Raw genomic sequence first — 17,146 nt, forward strand, 5'->3', positions numbered from 1 at the left:
CGTGCAGGAGATCGTCGGCGACGGGTGCCGCTGACGCGTTCGGGGGCGGGGGCGGCCGCGCGGGCCGCCCCCGGAGTGCTCAGCCGCAGGACGCGGCCGGGTGGGGCGCTCTCACCGTGGTCGTCACCGGCTCGCCGTCGAGGGTGGCGGTCGCGGTCACGACCACCTCGGCGGCGGGGACCGAGGCCGCCCGCGTGGTGAAGGCGTGGCTCGTCGTGGCGCCGGGTGCGAGCGCGGCGACCGTCTTCGTGCCGGAGGCGCTCTCCATCCGGAGGGCGACGGGCACGTCGTCGGCGTTGGTCGCCCGCACGGTCACGACGACCTTCCCCGCGATGCAGCGGGTCGCGGCGGCGGCGGTCACGTCGAGCGACGCCTCCTTCAGCGTCCCGAGGCGCGCCAGCTGGTAGCTGAGCGCGCGCTCCGGGGCGTCGATCTGGTTCTGCGATCCCGCGGTGCCGACCGCCTGCGCCTTCGCGAGGACCGACTGGAGGTCGGACCAGGCGTCGGCCGGGTAGTCGTCGGAGCGGAGCGTCGCCGCGTGGGCGACGGCCGCGTCGAGCTGCGAGCGGTCGAGCGCCTTCCCCTCCGAGGAGAGGGTGTCGCTCAGGAGGAACTCGTCGACGTCGACGTGGCCGCCGGCGGTCTTCGTCGCGTAGCTGAACAGCCCGAGGCGGTGGCCCATGAAGTGCGTGAGCTGACCGTCGAGGGTCTGCGGGCCGACGCGGCTGCCGAGCTTCGTCCAGCTCGTCCCGTCGAGGCTGTACGAGAAGGTCGTCCAGAGCTGTCCGGCCGGGGCCGAGAGCTCGAGATCGGCCTTCAGGCGCACCTGCGAGGCGTCACCGAGAGCGGCGGTGGTGCCGGGGAGGAAGGACTCGACGGCCGCCTGATCGAACGTGGTCGCGAACGGCTGGCTGCGGTTCACGACGCCGACGGTGGTGACGCCGTCCACGCGCTTGACCGCGACGTAGGAGAAGCCGCGGTTGTAGGCCGCGAGCCCGGCGACGTCGCCGTCCTTCATCCCGGAGACGTCGAACGCCGCCTCCGCCGACTGCTTCGGAGCCACGATGCGCTGGGAGAGCGTGTTGCGCGCCTCCTCCAGGTACGTCATCTCGGGCGAGCCCGAGAGGCGTGTGTGCGCGGCCGTTCCGCTGAGCACCTTCCCGTTGGTGAGGCGGAGCCAGCCCTCGCGCTCGGTCAGCGACCAGTAGCGGTTGTCGGGGGCGTGGTTCCACTGCCAGGGGAGGGCGAGGGTCGAGCCGTTCGGCTCGATCTCGGCGGCCGTCGGGCGCTCGAGGGTGGGAGCGGCGCCGACGAGCGAGACGTCGTCGAGCAGGTACTCGGTGCTCGAGGACGCCGGCTGCGGATTGCCCCACGGCGTCTCGACGGCGAACTTCACGCTGCCGACGTTCGCGGTCTCGGGCACCGTGTAGGTCCCCGTGATCGTCGTCCACTGCCCCTGCGTGACGGCGGCGGAGGCCATCGTCACGGGTCCCGCGCCGAAGTCGGCGCAGAGGTTGAAGCGGACCGACGCGGGGCCGGTCGTGTACTTCACCTTCGCGGACACGGTGTAGGTCACGCCGCGCTGCAGCTTGTTCGCGAGCACCTGGCTCGGGCCTGAGCCGTTGAGCGTGCGGGTGCCCACGCGGAGCGCGGCGGTGCCGGACGCCGGGTCGGTCGTGTCGGCCGACAGCGTCGCGCCGAACTGGCCTGCCCACGGCGCCGTCCCCGACTCCGCTCCCGGGTTCTGGAGCAGCTGCACGCCGAGCAGCGACGCGTCGTAGGAGGGCGCGGGCGGGATCGTCCACGACTCGTCCTGGTAGGCCTTCGCCGGGGCGTCGTTGTCGAAGTCGTCCGAGACGACGATGCTCTTCTGCCGCTCGAACAGCTCCTCCTCGGGGCTGAGGCGGATCGGCTTCGGGAAGCTCCCGCCCACCGGCACCGAGCCGTTCGTCCCGAACGTCGGCCAGCCGTCCTTCCACGTCGCCGGGATGAGCCCGGGGATGCGGCCGGTCGGGAAGCTGTCGCGGAAGAACATGCCGTGCCAGGCGGTCGAGCCGTCCTCCTTCGCGATCGGCACGAGGCTCCCCTGGGCGAACCCGCTGGAGTTCAGCACGCCCTTGCCCTCGTAGGGGTTGCTGCCGTCGGCGGTCGCGTAGCGGCCCAGCAGCTCGGACGAGCGGAACAGCGCCACCTGGCGGCCCTGGCCCGAGGGCCAGGTGATGATGACGATGTAGTACTGCCCGTCGATGTACTGCACCTGCGCGCCCTCGAACAGGCCGCCGAGGTAGCCGGCTCCCGGGTAGTCCGAGGTGCGGAGGATGTTCGGGTACTCGGCGACGACGGTCGTCAGGTCCTCGCTCAGCTTCACGGCGCTGGTGGATCCGGAGCCGTAGAAGATGTACGGCGTGCCGCCGTCCGCGTCGTCGAAGAAGAGCGACGGGTCGTGGAAGGCGCGGCCGAGGGCCGTGCGGGTCCAGGCTCCGTCCTCGATGTCGTCGGTCGAGTAGAGGTAGGAGCCGCCGAGGTTGTTGGTGTTGAAGACCGCGTAGTAGCGGCCGTCGTGGTACCGGAGCGACGAGGCCCACTGGCCGTTGCCGTAGGAGTTCTGCCCGTTCCGGAGCGAGAAGCGGTCGCCGATCTCGAGCCGGTCGAAGACGTAGTTGACGATCTCCCAGTTGACGAGGTCGTAGGACTTCATGATCGGGGCGCCCGGGCTGAGGTGCATCGTGGTGCTGATCATGTAGTAGATGTCGCGGCCCTCGTCGTTCTCGGCCGCGGGCACGCGCTCGACGCTGACGTCGGGCACGTCGGCGTTCAGCAGCGGCACGGAGTAGGTGCCGTCGCCGCGGTCCGTCGACGTGTAGGAGGCCTTCGGCGACCAGGCGCCGGCCGCGGTCGCCGGAGCCGCGCCGGAGGCGAGCAGGCCCGCCGCGAGGAGGGCGCCGATCGCCGTGGAGGCGACTGCGCGCATCGGGGTCATTCGAACAGCGACAGCGTCAGGACGGAGGAGTAGTCGCCGGGGGCGACGTCGGCCTCGGTCTTCAGGGTGAGGCCCGCGGACACGGTCCAGGACCCGTCCGTCGCGGTCTCCTGCGAGTCGAGCGACAGCGCGAGCAGCTCCTGGTCGAACAGGCCCACGGCGTCGGCGCCCTCGTCGAGGATCGTGTCGACCGGGTCGCCCTCGGACACGAGGCCCGACTCGCCGCCGTCCACGAGGACCGGCGTCCAGCCGAGGTGGTCGGAGGAGATGTCCTCCTGGTCCGCGTCGCCGGTGAAGGCGCTCGCCGAGCCAAGGACGTACCAGCCGGCTCCGGCCGGGATCTCGTCGACGGTCCGGGTGTCCGTCACGGTCACGTCGGGCAGCTGCCCGGTGAACGCGCGCACGGTCGGGGTGGGGCCCTCCTCGGCGAGCGTGGCGGAGGTGCCGTCGATCGACATCGAGAGGGCGCCGGGCTGCTCCAGCTCCTCGATGCTGACGTTCACGTCGACGTCGTCGGAGCCGTACTCGGTGTCGGCGGCCGCGGCCGCGGCGGCGACGCCGGACAGGAGCAGGCAGCCGGCGAGAGCGGCGCCCGAGCGGACGAGCCAGAGGGGTCGGGGGGTGCGTCGCGTGGACATGGTGTTCCTCACTCGATCGGCATCGTCGCCGATCAGGTCGAGCGCCGGACGGCGCGGAGTGGTGGCGCGGCCCGAGGCCGCGAGAGGACGGAGCGCGGCGCAGCCCGAGGGGCGTTCGGCCGCGCCTGGAGCGCAGGACGCGCGGAGAGCGGCGGACGGCTCGTGCGCGGCGGCTTCCACAGCGTGGCCACGCGAGCTCCAGCTCTCGACCCCCTCAGCACTGAGGGGAGAAAGGCTGCCCGATACTCGTCTCTCTCGACTGCTGAGCTTTCCCTCAGCTAGTCTTGCGGGCAATGTTACCGGGAACATTCCCGATTGCAAGGACGTGTTCTCAACCGTCCGGAGCAGCGCAGCGAGGCGATCACCGCGTTCCGCCGCGGCCGGGCGGGGACGGCGGGAGGGGACGAGGATGTCCGCAGGGGCGGCGACGGCGGAGGCCGAGCAGGAGGTCGTGACGACGGAGTGCGCGGAGCGCTCAGGCGTCATCGGCGTGCTCCTGGGCGACTTCGAGCCGTTCGGCACGGAGGTGCTGCAGGGAGTGGCGACGGCGCTCCGGGGGACCCGGTTCGACCTCCTCGCCGGCAGCGGGGCGAGCCGCCGGGGCCGGGCGGGATGGGAGCAGGAGTCCCTGCGGCGCCTCACCGAGGCGCACGTAGCGGGAGCGATCCTGGTGACTCCCTCCGGCGTGATCCCCCCGTCGGACCTGCCGCTCGTCGTCGTGGATCCGCTGACCGCGCAGACCGAGCTGCACTCGGTGGCGACCGACGACTTCGGCGGAGCGCAGCTGGCGACCAGCCACCTGATCGGGCTCGGCCACCGCCGCATCGGCTTCGTCGCGGGCCGCCCCGACCTGGAGTCGTCGCACCGGCGCGGCGCCGGCTACCAGCGGGCGCTCGCGGACGCCGGCCTCCCCTACGACCCCGCGCTCGTACGGGTCGGCTACTACCGGCACGACCCCTCCCTCGCAGCCGCCCACGAGCTGCTGCTGCTGCCCGACCGCCCGACGGCGGTCCTCGCCGCGAACGACGCCTCCGCCATCGCCGTGATCGAGGCGGCCCGGGCGCTGGGCCTCTCGGTGCCGGGGCAGCTGTCGGTCGTGGGCTACGACGACGTGCCCGACGCCTCCCGGGTGGTCCCCGCGCTCACGACGGTGAGGCAGCCGCTGCACCGCGTGGGGCGCGCGGCCGCCCGGGCGCTCCTGACGCTGATCGACGGCGGGAGCGTGGCCGAGCAGCACGTGCGGCTGCGCAACAAGCTCGTGCTCCGCGGGTCGACGGCGCCTCCCGCCGAGGGCCCGCCGTCCGGCTGACTCCTCCCCCTCCCCCAGCCGGCGGGAATACGCTCGGCGCATGAACCAGCAGCGCACTCCGGTCACGGTCACGGTCACGGGAGCGGGGGGCGCCATAGGCTACGCGCTCCTGTTCCGCATCGCCTCGGGTCAGCTCCTCGGGCCGGACGTCCCCGTCCGCCTGAACCTGCTCGAGATCCCCTCCGGCCTCCGCGCGGCCGCGGGCACGGCGCTCGAGCTGCAGGACGGCGCCTTCCCCCTCCTCCGCGGGATCGAGGCGACGGACGACCCGGCCGCCGCGTTCGACGGCGCGAGCGTCGCCCTCCTCGTGGGCGCCCGGCCGCGCAGCGCGGGCATGGAGCGCGCCGACCTGCTCGCCGCGAACGCGGGCATCTTCGGGCCTCAGGGCGCCGCGCTGAACGCGCACGCCGCCTCCGACATCCGCGTGCTGGTCGTCGGCAACCCGGCCAACACCAACGCCTGGATCGCGCGGCGCAGCGCCCCGGACATCCCCGCCGGCCGCTTCACCGCGATGACGCGCCTCGACCACAACCGGGCGGTCGCGCAGCTCGCCGCGAAGCTCGACGCCCCCGTCGACGCGATCGAGGGCGTCGCGATCTGGGGCAACCACTCCGCCTCGCAGTACCCCGACGCGACGCACGCCACCGTCGGCGGACGGCCGGTGCCCGAGCTGGTCGACGCGGAGTGGCTGCACACGGAGTTCGAGCCGCGGGTCGCCAAGCGCGGCGCCGAGATCATCGAGGTCCGCGGCGCCTCCTCGGCCGCGTCCGCCGCCTCCGCCGCGATCGACCACGTGCGCGACTGGGTCGACGGCACGTCGTGGACCTCGGCCGCCGTCGAGTCGGACGGCTCCTACGGGGTGGAGGAGGGGCTGATCTCCTCGTTCCCGGTCCGCTCCGTCGACGGCGAGTGGCGGATCGTCGAGGGGCTCGAGATCGACGCGCACTCCCGCGCGCGGATCGACGAGTCCGTGCTCGAGCTGCGCGCCGAGCGCGACCAGGCGCTGGCGTTCCTCGCGTCCTGACGCGCCCCTCCCCGTCCTGTCTCCGCGGGATTCCACTCCGGTGCGCCTCGCGCGACGTGTCGCGTACCGGAGCGGCATCTCGAGGAGGGGCTCAGCGGCGCTTCTCCGGAGTGGGGAGGGTGCCGGAGGCGCGGGCGGCCTCGTACCAGGCGTGCGCCTCCTCCTGGCGCTCCGCCTCGGCGCCCGTCGCGATCGCCGCGCGCACGTGCTCGGGCCCGTAGCCGAACGACGCGACCAGGTCGGCGGCGTGCGGGCGGATGCGGGCGAGCAGCCGGTCGATGTAGGACGTCACCGCGACCGCTCGCTGCGACGACAGGCGCCCGTGGATGAGGTACCAGTCGAGGTGCTTCTCGATCAGGCCCAGGCCGAACAGATCGCGGAGCCAGGTGAGGACGGTGCGCGTGCCCGCGTCCTCGACGCCGGCGAGCGCCTCCGTGAACGCCTCCCACTGCAGCAGCTCGGCGTGCGCGCGCGCCGCCTCGATGAGCTCGCTCTGGTGCGCGTTGAACAGGCGGGCCGCCTCGTCGGAGGGCAGCTTCGACGCCGGGCGCAGCCGTGAGGCGATCCCCGCGACCATGCTCTCGACGCGGCCGGTGAGCAGCTCGCGCTGGTCCTCCCGCAGCTGGCCGACCGAGCGGGCCGTCGATCCGCGATCGGCGACGACCTGGGCCAGACGGCGCAGACCCGAGTTGTCGACGGTCGCCCCCGCGACCTGCGAGGCGGCGTACCGCGCGAGCTCCGCGGGCTGGGCGCCCTTGAAGCGGCGTCCGACGTCGGTCAGCAGGCGCTTGGCGACCAGCTGGAGGAGCACGGTGTTGTCGCCCTCGAAGGTCGCGTACACGTCGAGGTCGGCGCGCAGCTGCGTGAGCCGGTTCTCCGCGAGGAAGCCCGCGCCTCCGCAGGCCTCGCGCGCCTCCTGCAGCGTGTCGAGAGCGTGCCAGGTCGAGAGCGCCTTCAGCCCCGCGGCGAGGGTCTCGAGGTCCTGCCGCGACTGCTCGGTGTCGTTCGCGCCGGAGAAGACCTCGTCGAACGCCGTCAGCAGCTTCTCGTGCGCGAAGGCGGCGGCGTAGGTGGTGGCCAGGCGCGGCAGGAGGCGGCGCTGGTGCCGCTGGTAGTCGAGCAGCACCTCCTCCCGCTCGCCGCCGCCGGTGAACTGGCGGCGCTGATCGCCGTAGGTGACGGCGACCGTCAGCGCGATCTTCGCCGCGGCGACCGAGGCTCCGTCGAGAGAGACGCGGCCCTGCACCAGCGTGCCGAGCATGGTGAAGAAACGGCGGCCCGGGCTCGCGATCGGCGAGGAGTAGGTGCCGTCGGCGGCGACGTCGCCGTAGCGGTTCAGCAGGTTCTCGCGCGGGACGCGGACGCCGTCGAAGTGGAGGCGGCCGTTGTCGATCCCGTTCAGACCACCCTTGAGGCCGTCGTCCTCCCCGCCGACGCCGGGCAGGAACGCGCCCTGCTCGTCGCGGATCGGGACGAAGAAGGCGTGGACGCCGTGGTTCACCCCGCGGGTGACCAGCTGCGCGAAGACGACCGCCGCGCGCCCGTCCACGGCCGCGTTGCCGAGGTAGTCCTTCCAGGCCGCGCGGAACGGCGTCCGCAGCACGAACTCGCCGTCCTCGTAGGTGGCGGTCGTGGCGATCGACGCGACGTCGGATCCGTGCCCGGTCTCGGTCATCGCGAAAGCGCCCGGGATCTCGAGGCTCATGATCCCCGGCAGCCACTTCTCGTGGTGCGGGCGGGTGCCCAGGTGCAGGACCGCGGCGCCGAAGAGCCCCCACTGCACGCCGGACTTGATCTGCAGGGAGGGGTCGGCGGTGACCAGCTCCTCGAAGCCGGCGATGTTGCCGCCGTGGTCGGCCTCGCCGCCGAGGTCGACCGGGAAGGCGCGGTGCACGCCGCCCTCGGCCGCGAGCACGCGCATCTGCTCCGAGACGCGGAGGCGGTGCTCCTTCATCGGGAGGCCGTCGGTGCGGTGCAGCTCGGGGCGGGCGGTCAGGGCGCGGCTGGCGAGGCGCTGCTCGCGCCAGGCGCCGAGCAGGGTCTCGCCGAGGGCGGCGACGTCGACGGAGGGGGCGCCGTCCTCGTCCAGGCGCGCGTCGACCTCGGAGCCGAGGGAGTCCACCGGCGGCGTGGGCGCGATGGAGCCCGAGCGGGAGCGCCGGGCCCGCGTGCGTCCGGTGGCCGCCCGGTCGGCGGCGTCGGCGGCGGAGCGGGGGTGGGGAGCGGTGCTGACCATGGTGTTCGTGTCCCTTCGACCGTCTGCGGTTCGGGCCGCTCCCGGCGCGTCGTGCGCCGACGGGCGCGGCAGCGGAGGCGGTCCTCGCACGGTAGGTCGCGCGGCGGCGCGGCGGAAACGTTCCGTCGCCCGGGCACAAACGGCGCCGGGCGGAGGCGGAAGCGCGTTGTCGGAACCGACCAGGCGGAGGCGGGGCGCCTCGTCTGCGCGCTGGACGGGCTGTCCCTGCCGACAGGAGCGGAGGATGGGGCGGCTCGTCCGTGTGCTGAACGGGCTGTCCCTGCGGACCCCAGCGGAGGAGGGGCGCCTCATCGGAGGACGCGTCGCTAGTCTCTCGGCATGAGCGAGCCGCCGCTGCCTCCCCCTCCGCCCGCCCGACACCCGGCGGCCGGGCCGCCCGTGGTCGGCTCGCCCGCGTCTCTCGGGACTCCGGGTGCGCCGCCCTCGGACGTCGCGGCAGCGCCTCCCGGGCCTCCGGCCGCGCCGGGATCCGGGGTGCCGCATCGCCGTCCGGTCCGCGTCTGGGATCTGGTGCTGACGATCGTGCTGATCCTCGTGGCCTCCGCGGTGACGCTGCTGCTGTCGTTCTTCGGGCTGTTCTTCGCGATGGCCAGCGACTCGTGCGGCGGATCGAACGCCTGCGACATCGGCCTGATCGAGGGCGGGATGGTCCTCGCCGCGGGAGGAGTGTGGGTCCCGTTCGTCGCGGCGCTGGTCGTCTCGATCGTGCTGCTGGTGCGGCGGCGCATCGCGTTCTGGGTGCCGGTGGCGGGTCTCGCGGCGTCGTTCTGCTGCACGCTGCTCGGCGGGTGGATGGCGTCGACGGGCGCGGGCGGCTGAGGGCGCCCGCCGGCGCCTCGGACCGAGGACGCTCGCGTCGCTGACGAGATGGGCCCGATCGCCGACGCGGACGCCGGAACACGATCGCCCGCGCCGGCGCCCGCCTCCGTCGCGGGCGGTGAACCGCGCGCCTCAGCGACGGATCAGTAGCTGTCCCAGCCGGGCTCCCAGTCGGGCTCGTCCGGCGGCACCCAGTCGTCCTCCGGCGGCTGAGCGGCGGACACCGGCGGACCGGACGACTCGCGGCCGAACGAGGGCTTCGCCCCTTGTGAGCGGGACGACCCGCCACGGGCGGCCGGCGCGCGGCGGGGAGCGGGAGCCTCCTCACCGGGTTCCGGGACGGCGATCTCGGGGCTCTCCCCCGCGACGACGGCGAGCACGGCCTCGCCGTAGGTGAGCAGCTTCTTCTGGCCGACGCCGCCGATGATGCTGAGCGCGTCCATCGTCGCCGGCTCGGCGGTCGCGATCTCGCGGAGGGTCGCGTCGTTGAAGACGATGTAGGCCGGGACCGCCTGCGCGCGGGCCTGCGCGGCGCGCCACTCCCGGAGCCGCTCGAACAGCGGCTGAGCCTCGCCCGACAACTCGGCGACCGTGGACCGCCCGGAGCGGGAGGATCCGCTGGAGCGGGCCGGCTTCTCCGGCTCCTGTCGCAGCTCGACCTTCCGCTCGCCGCCGAGGACGGAGCCGGACGCGGGCGTGAGCACGAGCGTGCCGAAGCCGTCGTCGTTCACGCCGAGAAGGCCCTGCGCGAGGAGCTGGCGGGCGACTCCGCGCCACTGGGTGTCGCTGAGCTCGGCGCCGATGCCCCAGGTGGCGAGGCCGTCGTGCTGGTGCTGGGTGGTGCGCGGCGTGGTCTTGCCGCGGAGGACGTCGATGATGTGTCCGGCGCCGAACTGCTGATTGCGCTCGCGCTTGAGGCGGACGACCGTCGACAGGAACTTCTGCGCCGCGACCGTGCCGTCCCAGGAGGCGGGCGGCTCGAGGCAGGTGTCGCAGTTGCCGCAGGCGGTGCTCTCCTGGCCGAAGTAGGCGAGCAGGTTCACCCGGCGGCACTGGACCGTCTCGGAGAGCGCGAGCATCGCGTCCAGGTGCGCGGACATCCGCCGACGGTGCGCCAGGTCTCCCGGCGACTCGTCGATCATCCGGCGCTGCTGCACCACGTCCTGCAGGCCGTAGGCGAGCCAGGCGGTGGACGGCAGTCCGTCGCGGCCGGCGCGACCCGTCTCCTGGTAGTAGCCCTCGACCGACTTGGGCAGGTCGATGTGCGCGACGAACCGCACGTCCGGCTTGTCGATCCCCATGCCGAAGGCGATGGTCGCGCAGACGATGACGCCCTCCTCGCGGAGGAACCGCGACTGGGCGGCGGCGCGCACCCGCGAGTCGAGGCCCGCGTGGTACGCGACGGCGTCGAAGCCCGCCGAGCGCAGCGCCTCGGCCGTCGCCTCGACGCTCTTGCGGGAGAGGGCGTAGACGATGCCCGCGTCGTGCGCGTGCTCGCGCCGCAGGAAGTCGATCAGCTGCTTGCGCGGCTCGACCTTGTTGACGATCCGGTACTGGATGTTCGGGCGGTCGAAGCTCGAGACGAAGTGGCGGGCGGCGCCGAGGTGCAGGCGCGACGTGATCTCGCGGTGCGTCGCCTCGGTGGCGGTCGCGGTGAGGGCGATGCGCGGGACGTCGGGCCAGCGCTCGGCGAGCTCGCCCAGTGCGAGGTAGTCGGGGCGGAAGTCGTGGCCCCACTGGCTGACGCAGTGGGCCTCGTCGATCGCGAAGAGGGCGATCCGGCCGCGGGCGAGGAACTGCTTCATGCCCTCGTTGCCCAGGCGCTCCGGAGCGACGTAGAGCAGGTCGAGCTCGCCGTCGAGGTAGGCGCGCTCGACGCGGCTGCGCTCGCCCGCGTCCTGGGTGGAGTTGAGGAACTCGGCGCGGACGCCGTTCGCGCGGAGGGCGTCGACCTGGTCCTGCATCAGCGCGATGAGCGGGGACACGACCACGCCGGTGCCGGGGCGCACGATGGCGGGGATCTGGTAGCAGAGCGACTTGCCGCCCCCGGTGGGCATGAGGACGACGGCGTCACCGCCTCCGATGACCTGCTCGACGATGGCCTGCTGCTCGCCGCGGAAGGAGCCGTAGCCGAAGACCTTCTCGAGGATCGCCTGCGCCTCGGAGGATCCGGATCCCGGGGCGCCGCTCGCCGCGTCGCTCCGGACGCCGCCGCGGGGCTCCGCCGAGGGGTCGGCGAGCGGCGGGGCGGGGAGGGCTGTCGCGGTGGGCTCTGTCACCCGGGGAACTCTACCCGCCGCCTCCGACGCCGCCCCGGGGGTCCGGGGAACTGTGGAGAAGGGCCGCAGGGAGGGAGCTGGGGAGGCGGCTGCGGGGAGGTCGGGGGTCTTCTGCGGCGCCCGGATCAGAGGTCGGTGAGGGTGCGGGTGTCGCCGTCCCAGAAGCGGACGCCCGCGAGGCCGACGGTGAACGGCTCGCCGAGGAGGGGGACGGCGTCGCCGAGCTGCTCGGCGCGGAGGCGGCGAGAGACGCTGATGTGCGGCGTCCAGGCGTCCTGGAGCGAGGTGTCGACGCCGCCCGGCACGAGGCGCGTGGCCCGATCGTGCAGAGCGTCGAGGGCGGGCGAGCGGACCACTCCCCAGGCGAGGACGAAGCGCCCGGCGTGCGGGAAGAGGAGGACGGCACCGAGGTCGGCCGTCGCCGGAAGCGGACCGAGCGCGCCCGGCTCCGGGGCGGTCAGCTCGGGCCCGGCGACCAGGGTGAGGTGCGGGCGGTTGCTGGCGGACGTGTGCAGTGCGAGGCTCGGGATGCCGGCCGCCTCGAGCGCCTCCCACTGGCTGCGGACGCGAGCCTCCGACTCCGGATCGAGGAGGACTTCGAGGCTGCGCATGTCCACATTCTGCCGCGGCTCCTGCGTGCGGGCCTTCGCCGACGCGCGGCCACTCGCGGGTGCGCGCGATCCTCGCCGGCTCCCGCGAGTGTGCAGGAGTCGTCGCACTCGCAAGCACGCAGGAGTTGTCGCACTCGCCCTCGACTGCGACGACTCTTGGAGACTCGACGCTCGTCCACTCGAGCGACCCTCGAGTGCGCAGAAGTCATCGTGCTCGCGCTCGACTACGACGACTCTCGAGTGCTTGGCACTCGGCGCTCGGCGCTCCCGCGAGTGTGCAGGAGTCGTCGCACTCGAGCTCGAGTGCGACGACTTCCGCGCACTCGCGGGGGCGGGGAGCGGGGCGGAGACGGGCAGCGGGCGGGCACCGCCCACCCGCGCCCCGCCACCCGCGTCAGCCGATCGTCACGAGGGCGGCGAACAGCTCCGGCGCTCGGCGGTCGACGATCCGACCGCCGACGCGGATGCCCACCAGCGCGAAGACGGTGCCCAGCACGAGGGCGGCCGCCAGTCCGATCAGGCCGAAGGCCGGGTCGCCGCCGATGAGCGAGATCGCGCCGAGGACGATCGACGGGAGCGCCAGCAGACCGGTCGCGGCCATGCTCCCCAGCATCACGACGCTCGAGATCATCCCGGAGCCCGGCGGCGTCTTCAGCGGGCTGTCCCCCGGCCCGGGCACGGGGTAGACGACGAGCGACGAGGCGACGCTCGACACTCCGAACCCGCTGAGCACGAGGGCCAGCGCCATGCCCAGCACGGCCGGGATCGCGTCGGCGCGTCCCGCGTACAGCGCGGTGCCCACCGCCACGACGACCACCGCAGGGACGCCGATGATCGCGGCGGCGACGACGCGACCGGCGCGGTCGGCCGACCCCGTCACTCCGGAGCTGACGTGCGCCGCCCAGGCGGTGCCGTCGTACGACACGTCGGCGCAGAGGGTCACGCCGAAGATCAGGCCGACGAGCACGGCCGAGAGCAGCACGAAGGTGTCGCCCCCGCTGCCGATCGCGGAGTAGAAGACCGCGAGGACGACGACGGCGGGGATGACGAGGAGCCCGCGGCTGTAGCGCGGGTCGCGCCACCAGTAGCCGAGGGCACGCGCGGCGACGGCGCCGGTCGGGGTGCCGGGGAAGCGCCCGAACAGGCCGAGGCCCGCGGATCCGGAGGCGGAGTGCGCGCCGGACGCGGCGGGCTCCGCGAGCGCGTGCCGCAGCGCCCGGGCCCACGCCCAGACGAGGACGGCCAGCGTCGCGAGCCCGATCAGCAGGCGCGCGATCGCCGCGACCCAGTCGCCCGCGACGACGGATCCGGGGACGGCCCAGATCGCGCCGAGCGGCGACCAGCCGAGGGCGCCCGCGATCACGGGCAGGACGTCCAGGCCGTCGCGGATCACGTTGGTCAGGCCGAAGAAGAGCGGTCCGAGCAGGATGACGACGACGAGCACGACGCCGCCGATCACCTCGCGGTAGCGGCGGCTCGAGCCCAGGCCCGTGGTGAGCGCGCCGATCAGGCGGGACGCGACCACGCAGGTCGCGACGCCGATCACCGCGGCGACGAGGCCGGGCAGGATGCCGATCGGACGGCTCCACCAGGCAGCCGCGGAGGCGAGCGCCCCGAGCGTGGTCACCACGCCGGGGATGCCCGCGAGGCCCGCGGCGGCGAGCCCGAGGAGGAGGGTCCGCAGCGGGATCGGGAAGGTCGCGAGGGTGGGCAGGTCGAGGCTCTGGTCGGAGCCGGACAGGAAGATCGGCCCGAGCACCCAGCCGAGGATCAGAGCGGATCCGCCGAGGACGATCGCGACGTTCGCGAACGCCGGGTCCGTGCCTCCGAGCGCGACCAGGCCGGCCGCGACCAGGCCGAGCACTGCGATCGCGTAGAGACCGCCGAGGATCACGCCGATCAGCTGCCACACGTTCCGCGTCAGCGAGTTGCGGAGCAGGAGCAGCCGCAGCCTCAGGAGATGCGCAACCATGCCGGTCCCTCCTGGTGGGTGCGGCCGCCGACCAGCTCGACGAAGCGCTCCTCGAGGCTGGAGCCGGCGCGGACCTCCTCGAGGGTGCCGGAGGCGAGCACGCGGCCGTCGGCGATGACGGCGACCCGGTCGCACATCCGCTCGACGAGGTCCATGGAGTGGGACGACACGATGACCGTGCCGCCCGACGCGACGAAGCCGGTCAGGATGTCGCGGATGTTCGCCGCCGAGACCGGGTCGACCGACTCGAACGGCTCGTCGAGCACCAGGAGGCGCGGGGCGCGCACGAGCGCGCAGGCGAGCGCGATCTTCTTGGTCATGCCCGCGGAGTAGTCCACGACGAGCGTGCGGTCGGCCGGATCGAGGCCGAGCAGGGCGAGGAGGTCGTCGGTCCGCTCGACGACGACGGAGCGCTCGAGCCCGCAGAGCAGGCCGTAGTAGGTGACGAGCTGGAGACCGGTGAGGCGGTCGAACAGCTTGACGCCGTCGGCGAGGACGCCGATCAGCCGCTTCGCCTCGAGGGTGTCCTTCCAGACGTCGACCTCGTGGATCGTGACGACGCCGCTGTCGGGGCGGAGCAGGGCCGTGGCCATCGAGAGGGTCGTCGTCTTGCCCGCGCCGTTGGGGCCGACGAGCCCGAAGAAGGACCCGGCGGGGACGTCGAGGTCGATGTCCTTCACGGCCTCCTTGTCGCCGAAGCGCTTGCGGAGGCCGCGGATCCGCAGGGCGACCTCGCCGTGGCGGCCGGAGGCCTCGGGGGCGGCCCACGCGGGGGTCGCGGAGTCGGTGTGCGCGGAGTCGGTGTGCGCGGAGTCGGTGTGCGCGGAGTCGGTGCCGTCGGCGGCGGTGCGCGCGGCGGCGGTCTCGGTATCCGTGCCGTCCTGGGGAATGCCGGGGGGCGTCGTCCCGTCCATGTGTGTCCCTTCCGGGCCGCGGTGGGCGGCCGCTCCTCCACCCTAGGCAGGCGCTGCGGTCGGGGCATCCGTCCCGCGATGGAGTCGCGCGGAACGCACCGGCGCGGCCCCGGCGGCTCGACGGGGCGGGGCGGAGCACGGCCGCCTACGCTGGCCCCATGCCCACGCTCCTCCTCGTCCGGCACGGACGCACCACCGCGAACACCGCGGGGATCCTCGCCGGACGCACCGCCGGAGTGCGGCTCGACGACGTCGGACGCACGCAGGCGGCGCGCACCGGGGAGCGGCTGGCGGCGGTCGAGCTCGCGACCGTGGTGTCGAGCCCGCTCGAGCGGTGCCGACAGACCACGCGCTTCGTCCTCGAGCGGCAGACGGGATCGCCGGCGACGGTGATCGACAAGGGCATCACCGAGTGCGACTACGGCGACTGGTCGGGGCGCTCGCTGCGGGATCTCGCGACGGAGCCGCTCTGGGCGACGGTGCAGAACCAGCCCTCCGCGGTGGTGTTCCCCGGCGGCGAGGGGATGCTCGCGATGCAGGCCCGGGCCGTATCGGCGATCCGGCGGCACGACGCGGCGGTGGCGGAGGAGCACGGGGCCGGCGCGGTGTGGGCGGCGGTCAGCCACGGAGACACGATCAAGGCGATCCTCGCGGACGCGCTCGGCATGCACCTCGACCTGTTCCAGAGGCTCAGCGTCGGACCGGCGTCGGTGTCGATCATCCGCTACGGCGCGGGGCGGCCCGAGGTCGTCGCGATGAACACGGACGCCGGGGACCTGGGCTGGCTGCGGAAGGCGGCCCCCGTGGCGGACGCCGCCGTGGGGGGCGGGGCGGGGCACGAGTAGGCGCGGTTCGGGAGGGCCGCTTCAGGGCTCGACCGAGCGGCAGGGACGCGGGTGCTCGGCGGCGGTGGATCTCGATGCGCCCGCTCCGCGGGGGGCTCGGTCAGCAGAAGAGACGGCTGCTCGATCAGCAGGCCGCCCGAGCCCGACGCGCGCAGCCACCGCGGAGGCGGGCGCTCGTAGACTGGGGGCATGCCTCCGATCGTGCACGGATTCGACTGGCCCGATCGCGTCGTCGTGGGGACCGTCGGCTCACCCGGCTCGCGCTCCTTCTACCTCCAGGCCAAGACCGGGCCCCGCGTGGTCAGCGTCGGCCTCGAGAAGCAGCAGTCGGCCCTCCTCGCCGAGAAGATCGACGAGATCCTCGACCAGCTGATGACCGCCCAGGGCAACCCGGTCAGCGTCCCCGCCGGCACTCCCCCGGAGCTCGTCGACAACGACCCGCTCGACCAGCCCGTGGAGCCCGAGTTCCGCGTCGGCGGTCTCAGCCTCGGCTGGGACCCGTCCACCGCGCAGATCGTGATCGAGGCCTACCCGCTGACCGAGGCGGAGGACGACTCCGGGGAGGAGCCCGAGCCCACCGAGATGCTGCAGGTGAAGATCCCGGTCGGCACGGCGCGCGCCTTCGCGAAGCGAACCCTCGAGGTCGTCGGCGCCGGACGTCCGCTCTGCCCCCGCTGCGGCGAGCCGATGGATCCCGACGGGCACGACTGCCCGCTCGCATGAGCGACCCGGGCGGGCTCGACGGCGAGCTGGAGCTGGCCGGCCGGATCACGATCGCCTCGAACGCGACGTTCCTCGCGCAGCTCGGCGAGACGTCCGTCGTCTACAAGCCGATCTCGGGCGAGAAGCCGCTGTGGGACTTCCCGGACGGCGTGCTCGCGGGCCGCGAGGTCGCCGCGTACCTCGTCTCGGAGGCGCTCGGCTGGAACGTGGTGCCGCGCACGTGGCTCCGCGACGGTCCGCTCGGGCCGGGCATGGTCCAGCTCTGGCAGGACATCGATCCGGACCAGGACGCGGTCGACCTGGTGCCCGCCGACGCCGTGCCCGACGGATGGCGGCACGTCCTCGACGGCAGCGACGAGGAGGACCGCGACATCTCCCTCGTGCACGAGGACTCGACGGCGCTGCGCCGGATGGCCGTGTTCGACGTGGTCGCCAACAACGCGGACCGGAAGGGCGGGCACGTGCTCGCGCTGCCCGACGGCCACCGCTACGGGGTCGACCACGGCCTCACCTTCCACTCCGAGCACAAGCTGCGCACGGTCCTCTGGGGCTGGATCGGCGAACCGCTGCTCGAGGAGGAGCTGACGGCGCTGGCGGTCCTGCGCGCGCAGATCGACGGACCGCTCGGCGAGGCGCTCTCGGAGCTGCTCACCGAGGACGAGGTCGCCGCGTTCGCGAAGCGCTGCGAGCGGCTCGGCTCCTTCGGCCGCTTCCCGGGCCCGCGGGGCGGGATGCCCGCGGTGCCCTGGCCGCTGTTCTGAGCCGGGCGCGGTCG

13 protein-coding genes are annotated in these 17,146 nt (G+C 73.8%); 6 read left to right on the top strand and 7 right to left on the bottom strand.

Annotated elements, in window-relative coordinates:
• Positions 1–79 precede the first annotated feature (79 nt).
• Both C5B93_RS03275 and C5B93_RS03280 read right to left on the bottom strand, forming a co-directional pair.
• Positions 80–2,971, bottom strand: coding sequence for a family 43 glycosylhydrolase (locus C5B93_RS03275; RefSeq protein ID WP_258068116.1), 2,892 nt, complete (start codon positions 2,969–2,971; stop codon positions 80–82).
• A 5-nt stretch (positions 2,972–2,976) separates the two neighbouring features.
• Entirely contained in the window at positions 2,977–3,618 is a 642-nt protein-coding gene (locus tag C5B93_RS03280) for a hypothetical protein (protein ID WP_104291841.1), read from the bottom strand.
• Positions 3,619–4,027: 409 nt separating this feature from the next.
• On the opposite strand from C5B93_RS03280, the gene C5B93_RS03285 reads away from it, so the two are divergent.
• The gene (locus tag C5B93_RS03285; RefSeq protein ID WP_104224380.1) at positions 4,028–4,927 is read left to right on the top strand and encodes a LacI family DNA-binding transcriptional regulator; all 900 of its coding nucleotides are present in this window, start codon (positions 4,028–4,030) and stop codon (positions 4,925–4,927) included.
• Positions 4,928–4,967: 40 nt separating this feature from the next.
• Entirely contained in the window at positions 4,968–5,951 is a 984-nt protein-coding gene (locus C5B93_RS03290) for a malate dehydrogenase (RefSeq protein ID WP_104226035.1), read from the top strand.
• Between the two features lie 91 nt (positions 5,952–6,042).
• On the opposite strand, the gene C5B93_RS03295 is transcribed toward C5B93_RS03290, so the two are convergent.
• Positions 6,043–8,187 (bottom strand): acyl-CoA dehydrogenase, encoded by a 2,145-nt coding sequence (locus tag C5B93_RS03295; RefSeq protein WP_104291760.1) that lies wholly within the window; start codon positions 8,185–8,187, stop codon positions 6,043–6,045.
• 339 nt (positions 8,188–8,526) lie between these two features.
• On the opposite strand from C5B93_RS03295, the gene C5B93_RS03300 reads away from it, so the two are divergent.
• Positions 8,527–9,027: a DUF6264 family protein gene (locus C5B93_RS03300; protein WP_219814014.1), complete on the top strand. Its 501-nt coding sequence runs from the start codon at positions 8,527–8,529 to the stop codon at positions 9,025–9,027.
• A 143-nt stretch (positions 9,028–9,170) separates the two neighbouring features.
• Here the strand turns inward: C5B93_RS03300 and recQ are convergent, their stop codons facing one another.
• The 4 genes from recQ to C5B93_RS03315 all read right to left on the bottom strand — a co-directional run bounded on the left by recQ (position 9,171) and on the right by C5B93_RS03315 (position 14,803).
• Positions 9,171–11,306 carry a DNA helicase RecQ gene (gene recQ, locus C5B93_RS03305; RefSeq protein WP_181068308.1) on the bottom strand — a complete coding sequence of 712 codons (2,136 nt, stop codon included), beginning with the start codon at positions 11,304–11,306 and terminating at the stop codon, positions 9,171–9,173.
• A gap of 125 nt (positions 11,307–11,431) precedes the next feature.
• Positions 11,432–11,917 (bottom strand): 2'-5' RNA ligase family protein, encoded by a 486-nt coding sequence (locus C5B93_RS17120; protein ID WP_181068309.1) that lies wholly within the window; start codon positions 11,915–11,917, stop codon positions 11,432–11,434.
• Positions 11,918–12,311: 394 nt separating this feature from the next.
• Entirely contained in the window at positions 12,312–13,889 is a 1,578-nt protein-coding gene (locus tag C5B93_RS03310) for a transporter (protein ID WP_104291761.1), read from the bottom strand.
• Positions 13,871–14,803, bottom strand: coding sequence for an ABC transporter ATP-binding protein (locus C5B93_RS03315; protein WP_104291762.1), 933 nt, complete (start codon positions 14,801–14,803; stop codon positions 13,871–13,873). Before C5B93_RS03315 ends, C5B93_RS03310 begins: the two co-directional genes overlap by 19 nt.
• 158 nt (positions 14,804–14,961) lie before the next feature.
• On the opposite strand from C5B93_RS03315, the gene C5B93_RS03320 reads away from it, so the two are divergent.
• From C5B93_RS03320 to C5B93_RS03330, 3 genes are all read left to right on the top strand, one after another.
• Positions 14,962–15,648: a histidine phosphatase family protein gene (locus tag C5B93_RS03320; protein WP_104226042.1), complete on the top strand. Its 687-nt coding sequence runs from the start codon at positions 14,962–14,964 to the stop codon at positions 15,646–15,648.
• A gap of 189 nt (positions 15,649–15,837) precedes the next feature.
• Positions 15,838–16,371 (top strand): DUF3090 domain-containing protein, encoded by a 534-nt coding sequence (locus C5B93_RS03325; protein WP_104291763.1) that lies wholly within the window; start codon positions 15,838–15,840, stop codon positions 16,369–16,371.
• Positions 16,368–17,132 carry an SCO1664 family protein gene (locus C5B93_RS03330; protein ID WP_104291764.1) on the top strand — a complete coding sequence of 255 codons (765 nt, stop codon included), beginning with the start codon at positions 16,368–16,370 and terminating at the stop codon, positions 17,130–17,132. The genes C5B93_RS03325 and C5B93_RS03330 overlap by 4 nt, the downstream gene beginning before the upstream one ends.
• Positions 17,133–17,146: the final 14 nt, after the last annotated feature.

It is taken from the genome of Rathayibacter sp. AY1A2 (genome assembly GCF_002930935.1).
GTDB lineage: Bacteria > Actinomycetota > Actinomycetes > Actinomycetales > Microbacteriaceae > Rathayibacter.